General features: G+C 60.4%; 13 protein-coding genes. 7 read left to right on the forward strand and 6 right to left on the reverse strand.

Annotation, left to right across the window (positions count from 1 at the left end):
• Nucleotides 1-220 (reverse strand): AAA family ATPase (locus PMI28_RS03850; RefSeq protein WP_007991370.1); only part of this gene is annotated, 220 nt, incomplete at its 3' end.
• 2 nt (nucleotides 221-222) lie between these two features.
• On the reverse strand, nucleotides 223-882 hold the full coding sequence (locus PMI28_RS03845) for a GntR family transcriptional regulator (RefSeq protein WP_007991372.1): 660 nt from the start codon (nucleotides 880-882) through the stop codon (nucleotides 223-225).
• Nucleotides 883-1,149: 267 nt separating this feature from the next.
• On the opposite strand from PMI28_RS03845, the gene xdhA reads away from it, so the two are divergent.
• The 4 genes from xdhA to guaD all read left to right on the forward strand — a co-directional run bounded on the left by xdhA (nucleotide 1,150) and on the right by guaD (nucleotide 7,312).
• The gene (xdhA, locus tag PMI28_RS03840) at nucleotides 1,150-2,604 is read left to right on the forward strand and encodes a xanthine dehydrogenase small subunit (protein ID WP_007991374.1); all 1,455 of its coding nucleotides are present in this window, start codon (nucleotides 1,150-1,152) and stop codon (nucleotides 2,602-2,604) included.
• Nucleotides 2,597-4,996: a xanthine dehydrogenase molybdopterin binding subunit gene (gene xdhB / locus PMI28_RS03835; protein ID WP_007991376.1), complete on the forward strand. Its 2,400-nt coding sequence runs from the start codon at nucleotides 2,597-2,599 to the stop codon at nucleotides 4,994-4,996. The genes xdhA and xdhB overlap by 8 nt, the downstream gene beginning before the upstream one ends.
• Before the next feature lie 146 nt (nucleotides 4,997-5,142).
• Entirely contained in the window at nucleotides 5,143-6,000 is an 858-nt protein-coding gene (xdhC, locus tag PMI28_RS03830; protein ID WP_007991378.1) for a xanthine dehydrogenase accessory protein XdhC, read from the forward strand.
• A gap of 7 nt (nucleotides 6,001-6,007) precedes the next feature.
• Entirely contained in the window at nucleotides 6,008-7,312 is a 1,305-nt protein-coding gene (gene guaD, locus PMI28_RS03825; RefSeq protein WP_007991380.1) for a guanine deaminase, read from the forward strand.
• Between the two features lie 162 nt (nucleotides 7,313-7,474).
• On the opposite strand, the gene PMI28_RS03820 is transcribed toward guaD, so the two are convergent.
• On the reverse strand, nucleotides 7,475-8,239 hold the full coding sequence (locus PMI28_RS03820; RefSeq protein ID WP_007991382.1) for a GntR family transcriptional regulator: 765 nt from the start codon (nucleotides 8,237-8,239) through the stop codon (nucleotides 7,475-7,477).
• A 355-nt stretch (nucleotides 8,240-8,594) separates the two neighbouring features.
• Between PMI28_RS03820 and PMI28_RS03815 the strand changes: the two genes are divergently transcribed.
• Nucleotides 8,595-9,785, forward strand: a complete 1,191-nt coding sequence (locus tag PMI28_RS03815) for a benzoate/H(+) symporter BenE family transporter (protein WP_007991384.1) — start codon at nucleotides 8,595-8,597, stop codon at nucleotides 9,783-9,785.
• Between the two features lie 142 nt (nucleotides 9,786-9,927).
• Here the strand turns inward: PMI28_RS03815 and PMI28_RS03810 are convergent, their stop codons facing one another.
• The gene (locus tag PMI28_RS03810; RefSeq protein ID WP_007991386.1) at nucleotides 9,928-10,272 is read right to left on the reverse strand and encodes a YggL family protein; all 345 of its coding nucleotides are present in this window, start codon (nucleotides 10,270-10,272) and stop codon (nucleotides 9,928-9,930) included.
• Nucleotides 10,273-10,505: 233 nt separating this feature from the next.
• Between PMI28_RS03810 and dacB the strand changes: the two genes are divergently transcribed.
• Nucleotides 10,506-11,966, forward strand: coding sequence for a D-alanyl-D-alanine carboxypeptidase/D-alanyl-D-alanine endopeptidase (gene dacB / locus PMI28_RS03805; protein WP_007991388.1), 1,461 nt, complete (start codon nucleotides 10,506-10,508; stop codon nucleotides 11,964-11,966).
• 126 nt (nucleotides 11,967-12,092) lie between these two features.
• Here the strand turns inward: dacB and PMI28_RS03800 are convergent, their stop codons facing one another.
• Both PMI28_RS03800 and rlmKL read right to left on the reverse strand, forming a co-directional pair.
• Nucleotides 12,093-14,492: a sensor domain-containing diguanylate cyclase gene (locus PMI28_RS03800; RefSeq protein WP_007991390.1), complete on the reverse strand. Its 2,400-nt coding sequence runs from the start codon at nucleotides 14,490-14,492 to the stop codon at nucleotides 12,093-12,095.
• Nucleotides 14,493-14,694: 202 nt separating this feature from the next.
• Nucleotides 14,695-16,965, reverse strand: coding sequence for a bifunctional 23S rRNA (guanine(2069)-N(7))-methyltransferase RlmK/23S rRNA (guanine(2445)-N(2))-methyltransferase RlmL (gene rlmKL / locus PMI28_RS03795; RefSeq protein WP_007991392.1), 2,271 nt, complete (start codon nucleotides 16,963-16,965; stop codon nucleotides 14,695-14,697).
• Between the two features lie 529 nt (nucleotides 16,966-17,494).
• On the opposite strand from rlmKL, the gene rmf reads away from it, so the two are divergent.
• Complete coding sequence (rmf, locus tag PMI28_RS30050) at nucleotides 17,495-17,710, forward strand: ribosome modulation factor (protein ID WP_003223300.1); 216 nt, start codon at nucleotides 17,495-17,497, stop codon at nucleotides 17,708-17,710.
• Nucleotides 17,711-17,985: the final 275 nt, after the last annotated feature.

Raw genomic sequence — 17,985 nt, forward strand, 5'->3', positions numbered from 1 at the left:
GCTTGCGGCTGGTGGAGCCGTTGAAGATGACGTCGGTCATCGACTCGCCGCGCAGGTTCTTCGCCGAGCTCTCGCCCATCACCCAACGCACGGCGTCGATGATGTTCGACTTGCCGCAGCCATTGGGCCCGACCACCGCCGCCATGTTACTGGGGAAATTCACCGTGGTCGGGTCGACGAAGGATTTGAACCCCGCCAGCTTGATGCACTTGAGCCGCACGCTCAGGCGTCCGTCAGGGCAGAAACCACCAGATCGCAACTGCGCTGGGCGTAAGCCGTCAGCACTTCGCGGATCTGCGGAAAGTCACGGGCCAGCACGGCAGCAAGCAAGCGTTCGAACAGCTCGAGGAATTCGCTCATCGACGCTTTGCGCTGGTCCAGCGCGAGGAAATAGGCACGGCTCATGGCCGGCTGCAGATTCTCGACGGTTTCCTGCAAGTACGGGTTGTTGGCGAACGGGTACGCGGCACGCATCACATTGAAGCTGTCGTCGACGAAAGTGCGGATGTCCTGACGCTCGTAGCTGGCCGTCAGACGTTGCTGGATCTGCACGAACGGCGCCATGTCGGCCTGGGTTTTCCAGCCGCTGGCCACTGCGTTACCAAGCAGAATATAGAGTTCGCTCATCAGCGCGCACAGGCTCCGCACCTTGTGCGGCGTGAGCTCGGTGACGTGGGCGCCCCGTCGCGGCAGGATCGCGATCAAGTGCCGGCGCTCAAGGATCAGCAAGGCCTCGCGGACCGAACCACGGCTGACATTGAGGGCCAGCGTGACCTTCTGTTCCTGGATGCGCTCCCCGGGCTTCATTTCGCCGCGAATGATGCGTTCGGCGAGGTGGTGAGCGATTTGCTCGGCGAGGCTGTCCGGCGCCTTGAACGTCATGGTTGTCCTTCAAACTCTTCGACCTGTACAAGCGGCGCAGTGTAGCGCAATTGCTGCGTCAGGGCGGAGTGCCCGCCCGGAGGTTTTTGGCACGATTCAAGCAAAAAAGCAGGCTATCGAACCAACGACAATAATTAAGGAACAGGTGGTTAATCGACAAAATGCTTTTTCCTGACCTTTAAGTCAGAAAATCATTGACCGAAAAGTCAGACCTGCTAAATTCGGTTCCTATCGGTTAACAACAATAATGAGTCTGCGAGGCCTTCCGTGATCCAGTTTTTACTAAACCAGGAACTCCGTAGCGAGCACGCCCTGGACCCGAACCTGACCGTGCTCAATTATCTGCGCGACCATGTGGGCAAACCCGGCACCAAAGAAGGCTGCGCCAGCGGTGACTGCGGCGCCTGCACCGTGGTCGTCGGTGAGTTGCAAACGGATGACGACGGCCGCGAACACATTCGCTATCGCAGCCTCAACTCGTGCCTGACGTTCGTGTCGTCCCTGCACGGCAAACAACTGATCAGCGTTGAAGACCTCAAGCACAAAGGTGAACTGCACAGCGTGCAGAAAGCCATGGTCGAGTGCCACGGCTCGCAATGCGGCTTCTGCACCCCCGGCTTCGTGATGTCGCTGTTTGCCCTGCAAAAGAACAGCGATGCACCGGATCATGCCAAGGCCCACGAAGCACTGGCCGGCAATCTCTGCCGTTGCACCGGCTACCGGCCGATCCTGGAAGCCGCCGAGCAGTCCTGCTGCGGCAAGCAACCGGACCAGTTCGACGCCCGCGAGGCCGACACCATCGCGCGCCTGAAAGCCATTGCCCCGACCGATATCGGCGAACTCAACAGCGGCGACAAACGCTGCCTGGTGCCGCTGACCGTGGCTGACCTGGCCGACCTCTACGACGCTTATCCACAGGCCCGCCTGTTGGCCGGCGGTACCGACCTGGCGCTGGAAGTCACGCAGTTCCACCGTACCCTGCCAGTGATGATCTACGTCGGTAACGTCGCCGAGATGAAGCGCATCGAACGTTTTGACGATCGCCTGGAAATCGGCGCCGCCACCGCCCTTTCCGATTGCTACGAAGCCCTGAACGCCGAGTACCCGGACTTCGGTGAATTGCTGCACCGCTTCGCGTCCCTGCAGATCCGCAACCAGGGCACCCTCGGCGGCAACATCGGCAACGCCTCGCCGATTGGTGACTCGCCGCCCCTGCTGATCGCCCTCGGCGCGCAAATCGTGCTGTGCAAAGGCGAAACCCGCCGCACCCTGGCACTGGAAGATTACTTCATCGATTACCGCGTCACTGCGCGCCAGGAAAGTGAGTTCATCGAGAAGATCATCGTGCCCCGCGCCAGCGTCGAAAAACTGTTCCGCGCCTACAAAGTCTCCAAGCGCCTCGACGATGACATTTCGGCAGTGTGCGCCGCCTTCAACATTCGCCTGGAAAACGGCGTGGTGGCCGAGGCCCGCGTAGCATTCGGCGGCATGGCGGCTATCCCGAAACGCGCCGCTGCCTGCGAAGCCGCGCTGCTCGGCTCGCCATTCAATAACGCCACCGTTGAACGCGCCTGCACGGCCCTGGGCGAAGACTTCACACCGCTCTCGGACTTCCGCGCCAGCAAGGAATATCGCCTGCTCAGCGCGCAGAACCTGCTGCGCAAATACTTCATCGAACTGCAAACACCGCACATCGAGACTCGGGTGACCGCTTATGTCTAATCATCACGCCGTAGAGAAGACCCAAGCCGAATTGGCTGAACTGTTCGCCAGGGACCTGACCACCGGTGTCGGCCGCGCCGTCAAGCACGACAGCGCCGCCAAGCATGTGGCCGGTGAAGCGCAGTACATCGACGATCGCCTGGAGTTTCCGAACCAGTTGCACGTTTATGCGCGCATGTCGGACCGTGCCCACGCCCGGATCATCAGCATCGACACCGCGCCCTGCTACGCCTTTGAAGGCGTGCGCATCGCCATCACCCACGAAGACGTGCCGGGCCTGAAAGACATCGGCCCGTTGCTGCCGGGCGATCCGCTGCTGGCCATCGACACGGTGCAGTTCGTCGGTCAACCGGTGGTCGCCGTCGCGGCGAAAGATCTTGAAACCGCACGCAAGGCAGCGATGGCCGCGATCATCGAATACGAAGATCTCGAACCGGTGCTGGATGTGGTCGAAGCCCTGCGCAAACGCCACTTCGTACTCGACAGCCACACCCACAAACGCGGCGATTCGGCCACGGCGCTGGCCACCGCCGAGCATCGCATCCAGGGCACGCTGCACATCGGCGGCCAGGAACACTTCTACCTGGAAACCCAGATCTCTTCGGTGATGCCGACCGAAGACGGCGGCATGATCGTCTACTGCTCCACGCAGAACCCCACCGAAGTACAGAAACTGGTGGCCGAAGTGCTCGACGTGTCGATGAACAAGATCGTCGTCGACATGCGTCGCATGGGCGGTGGCTTCGGCGGCAAGGAGACTCAGGCAGCGAGCCCGGCGTGCCTGTGCGCGGTGATCGCGCACCTCACCGGCCAGCCGACCAAGATGCGTCTGCCACGGGTCGAAGACATGCTGATGACCGGCAAGCGTCACCCCTTCTATGTCGAGTACGACGTCGGCTTCGACAGCACCGGCCGCCTGCACGGCATCAACCTGGAACTGGCCGGCAACTGCGGTTGCTCGCCTGACCTGTCGGCATCGATCGTCGACCGCGCGATGTTCCACTCGGACAACTCGTACTACCTGGGCGATGCGACCATCAACGGTCACCGCTGCAAGACCAACACCGCGTCGAACACCGCCTACCGTGGTTTCGGCGGCCCGCAAGGCATGGTCGCGATCGAAGAAGTGATGGACGCCATCGCCCGTCATCTGGCCCTTGATCCGCTGGCGGTGCGCAAAGCCAACTACTACGGCAAGACCGAGCGTAACGTTACCCACTACTACCAGACCGTCGAGCACAACATGCTCGAGGAAATGACCGCCGAACTGGAAGAAAGCAGCCAGTACCATGAGCGCCGCGAAGCGATCCGTCGTTATAACGCCAACAGCCCGATCCTGAAAAAAGGCCTGGCGCTGACCCCGGTGAAATTCGGCATTTCCTTCACCGCCAGCTTCCTCAACCAGGCCGGTGCCCTGGTGCACGTCTACACCGACGGCAGCATCCACCTCAACCACGGCGGCACCGAAATGGGCCAGGGCCTGAACACCAAGGTCGCGCAGGTCGTGGCCGAAGTGTTCCAGGTGGAAATGGACCGCGTACAGATCACCGCGACCAACACCGACAAGGTGCCGAACACCTCGCCGACCGCGGCGTCCAGCGGTGCCGACCTGAACGGCAAAGCCGCGCAGAACGCCGCGGAAACCATCAAGAAACGTCTCGTAGAGTTCGCTGCCCGTCAGTACAAGGTCAGCGAAGAAGACGTTGAATTCCACAACGGCCACGTGCGGGTCCGCGATCACATCCTGACTTTCGAAGCGTTGATCCAGCAGGCGTATTTCGCCCAGGTGTCACTGTCGAGCACCGGCTTCTACAAGACCCCGAAAATCTACTACGACCGCAGCCAGGCCCGTGGTCGTCCGTTCTACTACTTCGCCTTTGGCGCAGCGTGCTGCGAAGTGCTGGTCGACACCCTGACCGGCGAATACAAGATGCTGCGCACCGACATCCTCCACGACGTCGGCGCCTCGCTGAACCCGGCCATCGACATCGGCCAGGTCGAGGGCGGTTTCATCCAGGGCATGGGCTGGCTGACCATGGAAGAGCTGGTGTGGAACAACAAGGGCAAGCTGATGACCAACGGCCCGGCCAGCTACAAGATCCCGACCGTGGCGGACATGCCGCTGGACCTGCGGGTGAAGCTGGTGGAAAACCGCAAGAACCCGGAAGACACGGTGTTCCATTCCAAGGCCGTGGGTGAGCCGCCGTTCATGCTCGGTATCGCCTCGTGGTGTGCGATCAAGGACGCTGTGGCGAGCCTGGGCGATTACAGGCATCAACCGAAAATCGACGCACCGGCGACTCCGGAGCGGGTGTTGTGGGGCTGTGAGCAGATGCGCCAGCTGAAGGCGGCGAAGGCTGTCGAGGCTGAAACCGAATTGGCTTCGCTTTAAGACCGAGGTGCGGCCTTCGCGAGCAAGCCCGCTCCCACAATGGATCTCCAGTGGGCACAAATTTTGTGAATGACAGAGATCAAAATGTGGGAGCGGGCTTGCTCGCGAAGAGGCCCGAACTGACAACAGAGATGTTGAGGTGAAACATGTACAACTGGATCGACGCCCTCGCCGACCTGCAAAACCGGGGTGAGCCCTGCGTGCTGGTAACCATCATCGAAGAGCTCGGCTCGACGCCGCGCAACGCTGGCTCGAAAATGGTCATCAGCGCGAACCAGGCCTTCGACACCATCGGTGGCGGGCACCTGGAATACAAGGCCATGCAGATCGCCCGCGAGATGCTCGCCAACGGCAAACAGGACACCCATCTGGAGCGTTTCAGCCTCGGTGCCAGCCTCGGCCAATGCTGCGGTGGTGCCACCGTTCTGTTGTTCGAACCAATGGGCCAGGTGCAGGCGCAGATCGCCGTGTTCGGTGCCGGCCACGTCGGCCGCGCCCTGGTGCCGCTGCTGGCCAGCCTGCCTTGCCGGGTACGCTGGATCGACTCGCGGGAAGAGGAATTCCCCGAACAGATCCCCCACGGCGTGCGCAAGATCGTCAGCGAAGAACCGGTGGACGAAATCGATGACCTGCCCGCCGGCAGCTATTGCATCGTGATGACCCACAACCACCAGCTCGACCTCGAACTGACTGCTGCGATCCTCAAGCGCAATGACTTCGCCTACTTCGGCCTGATCGGTTCTAAGACCAAACGGGTGAAGTTCGAACACCGCTTGCGCGACCGCGGTTTCGACAACAGCGTCGTGCAACGCATGCGTTGCCCGATGGGCATCGGCGAAGTCAAAGGCAAGCTGCCTGTAGAAATCGCCATCTCCATCGCCGGCGAGATCATCGCCACCTATAACGCGAACTTCGGCCAGCACACCGCCAGCGCCGGATCGATTGCCAAACTGCTGCCTGCGTCACGCCGCAGCCAAACCGCAAACTTGAAAGCCTCGAACTGAGAATCTCATGCCTTTGACTCGCAAAGCTTACCGCGCCGCCATCCTGCACAGCATCGCCGACCCAGCCGAAGTCGGTATCGAAGCCTCCTACGAGTATTTCGAAGACGGTTTGCTGGTGGTCGATAACGGCCAGATCAGCGCCCTCGGCCACGCCAGCGAATTGCTGCCGACCCTGCCGGCGGACATCGATGTCACCCACTATCAGGATGCACTGATCACTCCGGGCTTCATCGACACCCACATCCACTTGCCACAAACCGGCATGGTCGGCGCCTATGGCGAGCAATTGCTGGACTGGCTCAACACCTACACCTTCCCGTGCGAAAGCCAGTTCGCCGACAAGGCCCACGCTGACGAAGTCGCGGACATTTTCATCAAGGAACTGCTGCGCAATGGCACCACCACCGCGCTGGTGTTCGGCAGCGTGCACCCGCAATCGGTGAACTCGTTCTTCGAAGCGGCCCGGCAGCTCGACCTGCGGATGATCGCCGGCAAGGTGATGATGGACCGCAACGCCCCGGACTACCTGACCGACACCGCCGAATCGAGCTACGTGGAAAGCAAGGCATTGATCGAGCGCTGGCACGGCAAGGGTCGCCTGCACTACGCCGTCACCCCACGCTTCGCGCCGACCAGCACCCCGGAACAACTGACCCTGGCCGGCCAGTTGCTCAGCGAATTTCCTGACCTGTACATGCAGACCCACATCAGCGAAAACCTCAAGGAAATCGAGTGGGTCAAGGAGCTGTTCCCGGAGCGCAAAGGCTACCTGGACGTTTACGATCACTACCAACTGCTCGGCGAGCGCTCGGTGTTCGCCCACGGCGTGCACTTGTGCGATGACGAGTGCGCACGACTGGCAGAAACCGGTTCGGCCATCTCGTTCTGCCCGACCTCGAACTTCTTCCTCGGCAGCGGTCTGTTCAACCTGCCGATGGCCGAGAAGCACAAGCTCAATGTCGGCATCGGCACCGATGTCGGCGGTGGCACCAGTTTCTCGCTGCTGCAAACCCTTAACGAAGCCTACAAAGTGATGCAGCTGCAAGGTGCGCGCCTGAGCCCGTTCAAGTCGCTGTACCTGGCGACGCTTGGCGGCGCCCGTGCGCTGCGCCTGGAGGAAAAGATCGGCACCCTGCAACCGGGCACCGACGCCGACTTCCTCGTACTGGACTACAACGCCACGCCGCTGCTGGGCTATCGCCTGAAACAGGCCAATAACATCGCCGAGACGTTGTTTGTGTTGATGACGCTGGGGGATGACCGGACGGTGCTGCAGACGTATGCGGCAGGCAATCTGGTGCATCAGCGCTAAATTTCTCCGGGCATAAAAAATCCCCCGCCGCTTTTCAGCCCGGGGGATTTTTTGTGTCTTCAAGGCCGCCTTCGCGAGCAAGCCCGCTCCCACAGGGGATTTGTGAACAGCACAGATCAAATGTGGGAGCGGGCTTGCTCGCGAATCAGGCGACGCGGTCTATCAGATTTTCGCTGGCGAACGCCCGGGCTTTTTGGTCTGCAGCAAATGCGAGAACACCGCATGCAGATCATCCGAAGCACTTTCCTCGTCGAGGTTGAGCTTGCTGTCGATGTGATCCATGTGGTGCATCATCAGGTTCACTGCCAACTCACCGTTCCGCGCCTCGATGGCATCGATCAGCTGGGTATGCTCGTCGTAGGAGCAATGGGAACGGTTGCCGCTTTCATACTGGGCGATGATCAGCGAAGTCTGCGACACCAGGCTGCGCTGGAAGCTGATCAGCGGCGCGTTCTTCGCCGCTTCGGCCAGTTTCAGGTGGAATTCACCCGACAGGCGGATGCCGGCACCGCGATCGCCACGGGAGAAGCTGTCGCGCTCGTCGTTGACCATCTGCCGCAATTCGGCAATTTGCTCGGCAGTGGCGTGCACGACAGCGAGTTCCGTGATGGCGCGTTCCACCAGGCGCCGGGCCAGGAACACCTGACGCGCCTCTTCAACGCTCGGACTGGCAACCACGGCGCCACGATTCGGACGCAGCAGTACCACGCCTTCATGGGCCAGGCGCGACAAGGCGCGGCGAATGATGGTGCGGCTGACCCCGAAAATTTCCCCCAGCGCTTCTTCGCTCAACTTGGTGCCGGGCGCCAGACGCTGCTCGAGGATGGCCTCGAAGATATGTGCGTAGACAATATCGTCCTGAGTACCGCTACGGCCGGCTTTGCCTGCTCGCGGTTGTTTCTTTAGGGGTTGCAACTGTTCGTTCATGGGCACTCGAGTCGGAAAAACTGCGGCGAATTGACGGTGACTGTAATACGGCACAGTGGGTCGCTGGCAAGTATCGCGTAAAAAACACCGCGATTGTACACAATGGATGGTGGCAACACGACTGTACGGCTGAATGTTGCCTCGGCTGTATCGCAACGCCTGATTACTTTTGAGTTTAGGCTTGTTCGCAGAATCCGCCTTTTTGGCACGCTCCCTGTAGGAACGGGCTTGCACGCGAATGCGGTCTGTCTGCCATATCAATGTCGACTGACACGCCCCCTTCGCGAGCAAGCCCGCTCCCACAAGGTTCAGCGTTGTTGCGGACATCTTCCTCTGTATAAGGAACACCACCGTCATGAACGACGCCACGCACGCGCAGCTCCGCCCTTTGGCCGACACCTCGCCCTCGGCCATCGTCGCCGGGTTCATCGCCATGATGACCGGCTACACCAGCTCCCTGGTGCTGATGTTTCAGGCCGGGCAAGCGGCGGGCCTGAGCAGCGGGCAGATTTCTTCGTGGATCTGGGCGATCTCGATCGGCATGGCGGTGTGCTCCATTGGCCTGTCCCTGCGCTATCGCACGCCGATCACCATTGCCTGGTCGACCCCCGGCGCCGCGCTGCTGATCACCAGCCTGGGCGGCGTGAGCTACGGCGAAGCCATTGGTGCCTATATTACCTGCGCGGTGCTGGTAACGATTTGCGGGCTGACCGGCAGTTTCGAACGGCTGATGAAAAAGATTCCGGCATCCTTGGCCGCCGCCCTGCTGGCAGGGATCCTGTTCAAGATCGGCAGCGAGATTTTCGTCGCGGCGCAACACCGCACCGCCCTGGTACTGGGGATGTTTGTCAGTTATCTGATGGTAAAGCGCCTGTCGCCGCGCTATGCGGTGTTGGCTGCATTGCTGATCGGCACGGCATTGTCAGGGTTCATGGGGTTGCTGGACTTCAGCGGTTTTCACCTGGAAGTGGCAACGCCGGTCTGGACCACGCCGCACTTCTCCCTGGCCGCGACCATCAGCATCGGCATCCCGTTGTTTGTCGTCGCCATGACCTCACAAAACATGCCCGGCATCGCCGTATTGCGCGCGGATGGCTACACGGTGCCTGCCTCACCACTGATCACCACCACCGGCATCGCCAGTTTGCTGCTGGCACCGTTCGGCTCCCACGGGATCAATCTGGCGGCGATCAGCGCGGCGATCTGCACCGGGCCGCATGCCCACGAGGATCGTAACAAGCGCTACACCGCCGCCGTCTGGTGCGGAATTTTCTATGGGATCGCCGGCGTGTTCGGCGCGACGCTCGCGGCATTGTTCGCTGCGCTGCCCAAGGAGCTGGTGCTATCGATTGCTGCGCTGGCGCTGTTCGGCTCAATCATCAACGGCTTGAGCATCGCCATGAGCGAAGTGAAGGAACGTGAGGCGGCGCTGATCACCTTCATGGTCACGGCATCGGGGCTGACGCTGTTTTCCATCGGTTCGGCGTTCTGGGGAATTGTGGCGGGGGTGGTGACGCTGCTGATTCTGAACTGGCGCAAAAGCTAAAAGCTCGCAGCCTCGTTTCACTCGACAGCTGCTACAGGGCAATGCAATCCATGTAGCAGCTGTCGAGTGAAACGAGGCTGCGATCTTTTGATCTTCGCAAAAAAAAACGGCGACCCTTGGGTCGCCGTTTTTTTTCAGAACATCAAGCTACCGGATTGATCGGCTTTTCCGGGTACCAGACGTCCAGCAGCGGGCTGACTTCAACGCTGGTCAGCTCGGTGCGGCCCTTGAGCCAGGCTTCAACGGCAGCGCGCTGATCAGCGCTGACCGAGCCACGCTTCTGAAGGCAAACCAGACCGTAGTCGTCGCCGCCAACATAGCCCAGACCGTTGGCTTCCATGGCTTCTTTGAGGAACGCATCGAGGAAAGCATCAATGGCTTCATCAGCCAAATCTTCTTTGAAATCCAGGTTCAGTTCGAAACCCAGCTCTTGAAATTCATCGACGCACAGTTTTTTGCGCAGACGCTGGGAACGGTTAGTCGCCATTGGAACAATCCTCTTAAGTAATAACGGGCGGCACTTTAGCAGTTTAAGCCGCCGATTGCCCGACTCTCTGGGCCACCACGCCTACCGTCGGTAAAAAAATAGCTGATCAGACGGCCAGCGCACGGCACAAGCCGTAGCACCTTGGGGCATAATGCCGACACTTTCATGACCATTGAGGGAATTTATCTCCATGCCCTCGTCTTTTTCCCCTCGACTGTAGGGTTTTATTTCAAATGATCAAATCTTTGCGTCCATTGCTGTTGGCCGGTTTTCTTCTCCCCCTGGCCCTCTCCGTTTCCGCTGCCCCGATCAATACTGCGTTGTCGCCCAACGTTGAAAAAGCCTTGAAAGCCAGCAAGTTGCAGGACAACGCCTTGTCGCTGGTGATGATCCCGCTCACCGGCCCCGGCACCCCGACGGTGTTCAACGCAGACGTGTCGGTCAACCCGGCGTCGACCATGAAACTGGTCACCACCTACGCGGCGCTGGAAATGCTCGGCCCGAACCACCAGTGGAAAACCGAGTTCTACACCGACGGCACCCTCAGTGGCGGCATTCTCAACGGCAACCTCTACCTCAAGGGCGGCGGCGATCCGAAGCTGAACATGGAAAAACTCTGGCTGTTGATGCGCGACCTGCGCGCCAACGGTGTCACTCAGGTCACCGGCGACCTGGTGCTGGATAAAACTTTCTTCGTGCAACCGCAACTGCCGGAGTTCAATGACGACGGCAACGACGATAACAAGCCGTTCCTGGTCAAGCCCGACTCGCTGCTGGTCAATCTCAAGGCGCTGCGCTTCGTTGCGCGCAATGACTCGGGCAAGGTGCTGGTCTCGGTGGAACCGCCGATTGCGAGCATTCGCATCGACAACCAGGTCAAAGCCCTCAATTCCAAACAATGCACCGGTGGCGTGCGTTACAACCCGGTGGCACAGGCCGATGGCAGCGTGACCGTGACGGTCGGCGGTCAGTTGGGTGAAGGCTGCAGCTCGCAGACTTACCTGTCACTGCTCGACCACGCGACCTACACCGCCGGTGCCGTTCGCGCGATCTGGAAGGAACTGGGTGGCAGCATCCAGGGCAAGGATGTGCTGGCGCCAACACCCAAAGACGCCAAGGTTTTGGCCCGGGCGTTCTCGCCGGACCTGGCGGAAATCATCCGCGACATCAACAAGTACAGTAACAACACCATGGCCCAGCAGTTGTTCCTGAGCCTTGGCCAACGCTTTCGCACCGATGCCGATGGTGATGACGCCAAGGCCGCCCAGCGTGTCGTGCGCCAGTGGCTGGCGAAAAAGGGCATCACCGCGCCGCACCTGGTGATGGAGAACGGCTCCGGCTTGTCCCGTTCCGAGCGCGTCAGCGCCCGGGAAATGGCCTCGATGCTCGAAGCGGCGTGGCACAGCCCGTATGCCGCCGAGTACATCAGTTCGATGCCGATTGCCGGCACCGACGGCACCATGCGCAAACGCCTGAAGACCACGGCGATGCGCGGTGAAGCCCACGTCAAGACCGGCACCCTGAACACCGTGCGGGCGATTGCCGGTTTCAGTCGCGACATCAACGGCAACACCTGGGCGGTGGTGGCGATCCTCAACGACAAGGCCCCGTTCGGCGCTTCTTCGGTGCTTGATCAGGTGCTGCTGGACCTGTATCGCCAACAGAAACTGCCGCAGACGGCTTCGGTGTTGTAAGGCACTGCATTAACCAATGTGGGAGCGGGCTTGCTCGCGAAGACGGCGGCACATCCAACATCGATGTGACTGACAAACCGCTTTCGCGGGCAAGCCCGCTCCCACATTAATTGCGTACGGCCCGGGTTAATTCATTTCCGCCTCAACCCGATCCCTTCCCGCCTGCTTCGCCGCATAAACCCCTGAATCCGCGCGCAACAGCAAGGCATCGGCGCCCTCCCCGGCCCGCCAACTGGCAATCCCGAAACTGGCGGTGATCGTACCGACACCGTCTATGGGTGAACTGCGCAAGCCTTGCCACAATTGCTGGGCCAACATATAGGCATGTTCGCCGCTGATATCCGGGCACAGCACCATGAACTCCTCTCCGCCCAAGCGGCAGAACACATCGGTGCGGCGCAGTCGGTGGCCAATCCGTTCACACACGGCCTGCAACACCCGGTCACCGATGGCATGGCCATGCAGGTCATTGATGCGCTTGAAATGGTCGATATCGAGCATGATCACCGACAAATCCCCACCGCCGCGCTCCACCCGGGCCATTTCGGTGGTCAGGCGCTCCTGGAAATAACGCCGGTTGTGGATACCGGTCAGCGCATCGGTGACCGACAACGCGCGCAGTTCCTCTTCCACCCGCTTCATATCGGAAATGTCCGAGATGTAGCCGTGCCACAGCACTCCGCCACCGGGTAGCTCCTCCGGCGTGGCTTCGCCGCGAACCCAACGCAAACCACGTTGCGGCAGTTGCACGCGGTATTCCTCGCGCCAGGGGCTGAGGGTGTCGGCCGAGGCACGGATCGAGGCGCGGACACGGGCAGAGTCTTGAGGGTGAATCCGGGTGAAAATCGCTTCGGCATTGAACAGCAACACGTCGGGTTCGAGCTCGTAGATCTCGCGAATACCGTCGCTGGCGTAGATCACGCTGAAACGCCCATCGAACTCCATCTTGAACTGATAGATGCCACCGGGCACATGGGCGCTGAGTTTCTTCAACAGCAGGTCCCGCGCCGCGAGCGCTTCGTGGACCCGTTTGCGTTCGGTGATGTCGATGCACACCGCCAGGTGCCCGACCCACAGGCCTTGCTCGTCGAGCACTGGCGTAGCGAGCATGTTGACCATCAAATGGCTGCCATCGCCGCGCACCAGCGTCCATTCCCGTGCCTCGTGACCGCCCTCCACGTCACCTTCGACCAGCATCGCGTGGCAGGTCGGCACCGGTTTGCCATAGCGTGTGCTCAACTCTGCCGAGCGAGCGACCAGTTCCCGGGGCAGGTGCAGGCTCTCCAGCGTCATATGGCCGACCACTTCGGCGCTGGTGTAGCCAAGCATTTGCTCGGCGCCGGCGTTGAAGGTGCTGATGACGCCGCGCAGGTCGGTGGCGATGATCGCGACCTGGGTAGCGGCATTCAGCACGCCACGCAACTGACCATGGGTACCGCGCAGCTCCTGCTCCCGATCGCGCAGCTCCCGGGTACGTTGCTCGACCAGTTTCAGCGCGCGCTGACGCTGACTGACCAACACATACAGCAAGGCACTGAGCAACACGCTGAGCAATCCACCCAACACCACCAGGCTGGTCACCGAGGAATGGTTGGCCTGCAAGAACGCGTCGCTGGGCTGGATATCGACTTGATAGTCATGGTCGGCCATGCGCAACAGGCGAGTGGCGGACAACTCGCTGATGGCCGGCGGGTTGGGCGACTCGAACAGCACTTCGTGCTGGTCGTTGGTCGACAAATCGAGGATGCGCACCGAGAGATAGTCACGGCTCGCGTCCGGCAGTCCGTCGGCCAGCAACTGGCGCATGCTGATCACGGCCATTACATAACCGAAGGGCTTCGTGGCTTTGCCGCTCTGACTGTTGCGCTGCATGACCGGAGCGACCAGCAGCACACCTCGCGCATAAGCCGGCTCGATGCTCACCAGATGCATCGGTTGCGACACCGCCATGCCGCCATGCTGATCGACCCGATCGAGCGTGGCACGCCGCAAGGGCTGGGCCAGTAAGTCGTAACCGAGGGGAGAGCCGAGTTTGCTTTGCGTCTGGCTATACAGCACCACGACGTATTCATCTCGCTCGCCCGCCAGTTGTAATTGGCCGGCGGCGTTGAGCTCTCTCAGGGTGAAGCTGCTCAAGCCTTCGTCACGCACTCGTTGCTCGAATGCCGTCCGCTGGTCACGAGTGACCCGTTCGGCATAGGAATAAGCCTGGGTTCGCAGCAGCAAAGGCTGGGTGTAACCATCGAATTCCGCTCGGGAAACCGAATTGGAATTGGCGAAAAACCGGCGCAGGCCATCGAGGCGCTGTTCCTGATCTTCGAAACGCTCTTCGATACGGCTGTAACGTTCACTGGCCAGCAGTTGGAAACGTTGCCGCAATTGATGGTGGAACAGATTCAGCGTCGACCACGCCAGCAAACCGGTGAGCACCCCGCCGACAATCAATACCAGCAGCGCGACCAGCCAGGCCGAGACATCTTCACGAATAAAACCCAGGATCTTTGGGCGCACGGCGTGCAACGACATAAAACGCAAACTCAAAACGCCAGGTGCGGAGAAACCCTTTGGCCATGCGTTGAGTTATAGCTATTAGCCACTAATTTGACCAGCACCCTGTAGGAGCGAGCTTGCTCGCGATGGATTCAAAAGCGCCACGTACATCCAGGATGTCCGCGTTATCGTTATCGACCATCGCGAGCAAGCTCGCTCCTACAGGGGGGTTCAACCGTCAACGTGCCATGATTTTCCAGGCGCGATGGATCTTGGCGTTGCGGGCAAAATCCTGATCGATGGTCTGCGCGGTGATGTCCTCCACCGCATAACGCTCGCCGAGATTGGCCTCCAGTTCGAACTTGCGGAAGTTGTTGGAGAAGTACAACACGCCACCGGGCGCCAGGCGTGCCATGGCCAGGTCGATCAGTTGCACCTGGTCGCGTTGCACGTCGAAGACGCCTTCCATGCGCTTGGAGTTGGAGAACGTCGGCGGGTCGATGAAGATCAGGTCGTACTCGTCACGACTGGCTTCGAGCCACGCCATCACATCGCCCTGCTCCAGGCGGTTCTTGTCGGAAAAACCGTTCAGCGACAGGTTGCGACGCGCCCAGTCGAGATAGGTTTTCGACAGGTCGACACTGGTGGTGCTGCGCGCGCCGCCCTTGGCTGCGTGAACACTGGCGGTTGCGGTGTAGCAGAACAGATTGAGGAAGCGTTTGCCGGCGGCCTCTTTCTGGATACGCATGCGCATCGGCCGATGGTCGAGGAACAGACCGGTGTCGAGGTAGTCGGTGAGGTTCACCAGCAGCTTCACGCCGCCTTCATTGACCTCGACGAATTTGCCTTGCGCGGCCTGGCGCTCGTATTGCCGGGTGCCGCTCTGACGCTCGCGGCGCTTGACCACCACACGACTCTTGTCGATGTTCAACGCCTGCGGAATCGCCGCCAGGGCATCGAACATGCGGGCCGAGGCCTTTTCCGGATCGATGGATTTCGGCGCGGCGTATTCCTGAACATGGACCCAATCCTGATACAGGTCGATGGCCATGGAATATTCCGGCATGTCGGCATCGTACACGCGGTAGCAGTCGATGCCTTCACGCTTGACCCACTTGCCCAGGGCCTTGAGGTTCTTTTGCAGGCGGTTGGCGAACATCTGCCCGCCTTCGCTCAGGCGCGGTTGCTCGACCACCGGAGCCGGTGCCGGCGTCGGTTTGATCGGATTACCGTTTTTGTTGAACTTGCGCTCTTGCGGTTCGTTCGGCGCCTGATCGTAGGCGGCTTGCTCACGCTCCACCTGACGCTGTTCCGGAGTACGACGCTCGCCGGTGACGAACTGATCCGGCAGTACCTTGATCAGCAACAGCTTGCACGGCAAGGCGCCGTTCCAGAACGAATACTGCTTGTGGCTGCGGATGCCCATGCGCTTGCCCAGGTCCGGCGCGCCGGTGAACACCGCCGCTTCCCAGTTCAGGCAGGCCTGACGCAGGCGCTCGCCGAGGTTCTGGTAGAGATAGAGCAAGCTCGCCTCATCGCCCAGACGTTCGCCGTATGGAGGGTTGCAGATCACCAGGCCTTTCTGGTTCTGGTCCGGGCGCGGCTCGAAAGTTGCGACCTCACCCTGGTAGATCTTGATCCATTCGCTCAGGCCGGCACGCTCGACGTTGTTACGGCCCGGTTGAATCAGCCGCGGATCGGCTTCGTAGCCGCGAATCCACAACGGTGGCTTGGCCATGCCGGCCGCCGCGCGCTCGCTGGCTTCTTCGTGCAGTTTTTTCCACAACGCCGGAACGTGACCGAGCCAGGCGGTGAAGCCCCACTGCTCACGACGCAGGTTCGGCGCGATGTCGGCGGCGATCATCGCCGCTTCGACCAGGAAGGTACCGACACCGCACATCGGGTCGGCCAGCGCGCCGCCTTCGGCCGCGATACGTGGCCAGCCGGAACGGATCAGGATGGCGGCCGCGAGGTTTTCCTTGAGCGGCGCCGCGCCTTGCTGCAGGCGATAGCCGCGCTGGTGCAGGCTGTGGCCCGACAGGTCCAGGGAAAGAATGGCTTCGCCGCGGTCCAGGCGCAGGTGAATGCGCAGGTCCGGGTTGAGCTTGTCGATGGACGGACGGTCGCCTTGCGGAGTGCGCAATTTGTCGACGATAGCATCCTTAACCTTCAGCGCGCCGAAGTGGGTGTTATCGATACCCGAGCCATGGCCGCTGAATTCGACGGCCAGGGTGCCGTCATTGAGCATGTGGTCTTGCCACTCGATGTCCAGCACGCCGTGGTATAGATCTTCAGCGTCCTTCATCGGGAAACGCTTGAGCACCAGCAGCACGCGGTTGGCCAGACGCGACCACAGGCACAGGCGATAAGCGGTTTCCATGGTGGCCATGCCGCGCACGGCAGAGGTGTGCTCCCGCGCGTCCTCAAGGCCAAGCCCGACGGCTTCCTCGATGAGCAGGCCTTCAAGGCCTTTTGGGCAAGTGAGGAAGAGTTCGAAACGATCGGACATGGGAATTCCAGAACCTTTAGCTAAGTGACCGGGCAACGCATTGCCGGTCCGGTTTTCAATCAGGCGCTTTTCTCGAAGAGCGCCCGCGTGGCACGAAGGTGTGCCGTTCCACCCCTGCTGCCCGGGTTAAATGAGCTTAGATGCAAGGACAGATAAAAAAGTTGATGCAACAAAATGTCATAAGTCGACCCTTCGTCGAATAGTGCATCCCGGCAACGGGAGCCATTCTCACTAAAGGATTAAGCCCATCATCCAGCGCAGGGCCGATCATACCGGGGTTTGGCCAATAAATACGGTAAAACGCGCTGTTACTTATGGCCTTAGCACATGAACAGTTACGTTCTTATGACAAAACGATCATTCCCTCGATGTGACGCATTGGTTAGAACTCAATACAGGTTGGCGCCGCAACGACGCCAACACCTTGGCTCGTCACGCCGGCAACGAGCCGCCAACGGCAGAGTTTTTCTGCCAGACCTCAATTGAGGTCGACGCGATAAATACAGTCAACAAACGAGGGCAACACCCTATGAGAAGACTTAAGCGTGATCCGTTGGAAAGAGCATTTTTGCGCGGATATCAATATGGCGTTGGTGGTAAATCCCGTGAGCTTTGCCCATTTACTCTACCGTCGGTACGTCAAGCCTGGATCAACGGCTGGCGAGAAGGACGCGGCGACAACTGGGACGGTATGACCGGCACTGCGGGAATCCACAGACTCAACGAACTTCACGCCGTCGGCTAATTACAGGGCAAAACACTCCGACACGACAATCTGATTTTGTACTGAATTAACCACGCACGTCCCATCCGGACGGCGGGCTGCGGCCCAGGGGCTCCTTTGAAGGAGCCCTTTTTTATGTCTGCAAAAAACCCTGACGATCCGGTGTAGCAGCTGCCGAGCTTGCGAGGCTGCGTTCGGCGGCGAAGCCGTCGCAAACCCTATGTGCACGGTGCATCTACAAGACGACGGTATCTGATTTCACGACGGCTGCGCCGCCGAACGCAGCCTCGCAGGCT

It is taken from the genome of Pseudomonas sp. GM48, from assembly GCF_000282335.1.
Lineage (GTDB): Bacteria > Pseudomonadota > Gammaproteobacteria > Pseudomonadales > Pseudomonadaceae > Aquipseudomonas.

Excerpts from the sequence above, each read along its gene's own strand:
- PMI28_RS03810 (WP_007991386.1), bottom strand. The coding sequence starts at position 10,272 with ATGGCGACTAACCGTTCCCAGCGTCTGCGCAAAAAACTGTGCGTCGAT.
- rlmKL (WP_007991392.1), bottom strand. The coding sequence starts at position 16,965 with ATGTCCGATCGTTTCGAACTCTTCCTCACTTGCCCAAAAGGCCTTGAA.
- PMI28_RS03800 (WP_007991390.1), bottom strand. The coding sequence starts at position 14,492 with ATGTCGTTGCACGCCGTGCGCCCAAAGATCCTGGGTTTTATTCGTGAA.
- dacB (WP_007991388.1), top strand. The coding sequence starts at position 10,506 with ATGATCAAATCTTTGCGTCCATTGCTGTTGGCCGGTTTTCTTCTCCCC.
- xdhC (WP_007991378.1), top strand. The coding sequence starts at position 5,143 with ATGTACAACTGGATCGACGCCCTCGCCGACCTGCAAAACCGGGGTGAG.
- xdhB (WP_007991376.1), top strand. The coding sequence starts at position 2,597 with ATGTCTAATCATCACGCCGTAGAGAAGACCCAAGCCGAATTGGCTGAA.
- PMI28_RS03815 (WP_007991384.1), top strand. The coding sequence starts at position 8,595 with ATGAACGACGCCACGCACGCGCAGCTCCGCCCTTTGGCCGACACCTCG.
- rmf (WP_003223300.1), top strand. The coding sequence starts at position 17,495 with ATGAGAAGACTTAAGCGTGATCCGTTGGAAAGAGCATTTTTGCGCGGA.
- guaD (WP_007991380.1), top strand. The coding sequence starts at position 6,008 with ATGCCTTTGACTCGCAAAGCTTACCGCGCCGCCATCCTGCACAGCATC.
- PMI28_RS03820 (WP_007991382.1), bottom strand. The coding sequence starts at position 8,239 with ATGAACGAACAGTTGCAACCCCTAAAGAAACAACCGCGAGCAGGCAAA.
- PMI28_RS03845 (WP_007991372.1), bottom strand. The coding sequence starts at position 882 with ATGACGTTCAAGGCGCCGGACAGCCTCGCCGAGCAAATCGCTCACCAC.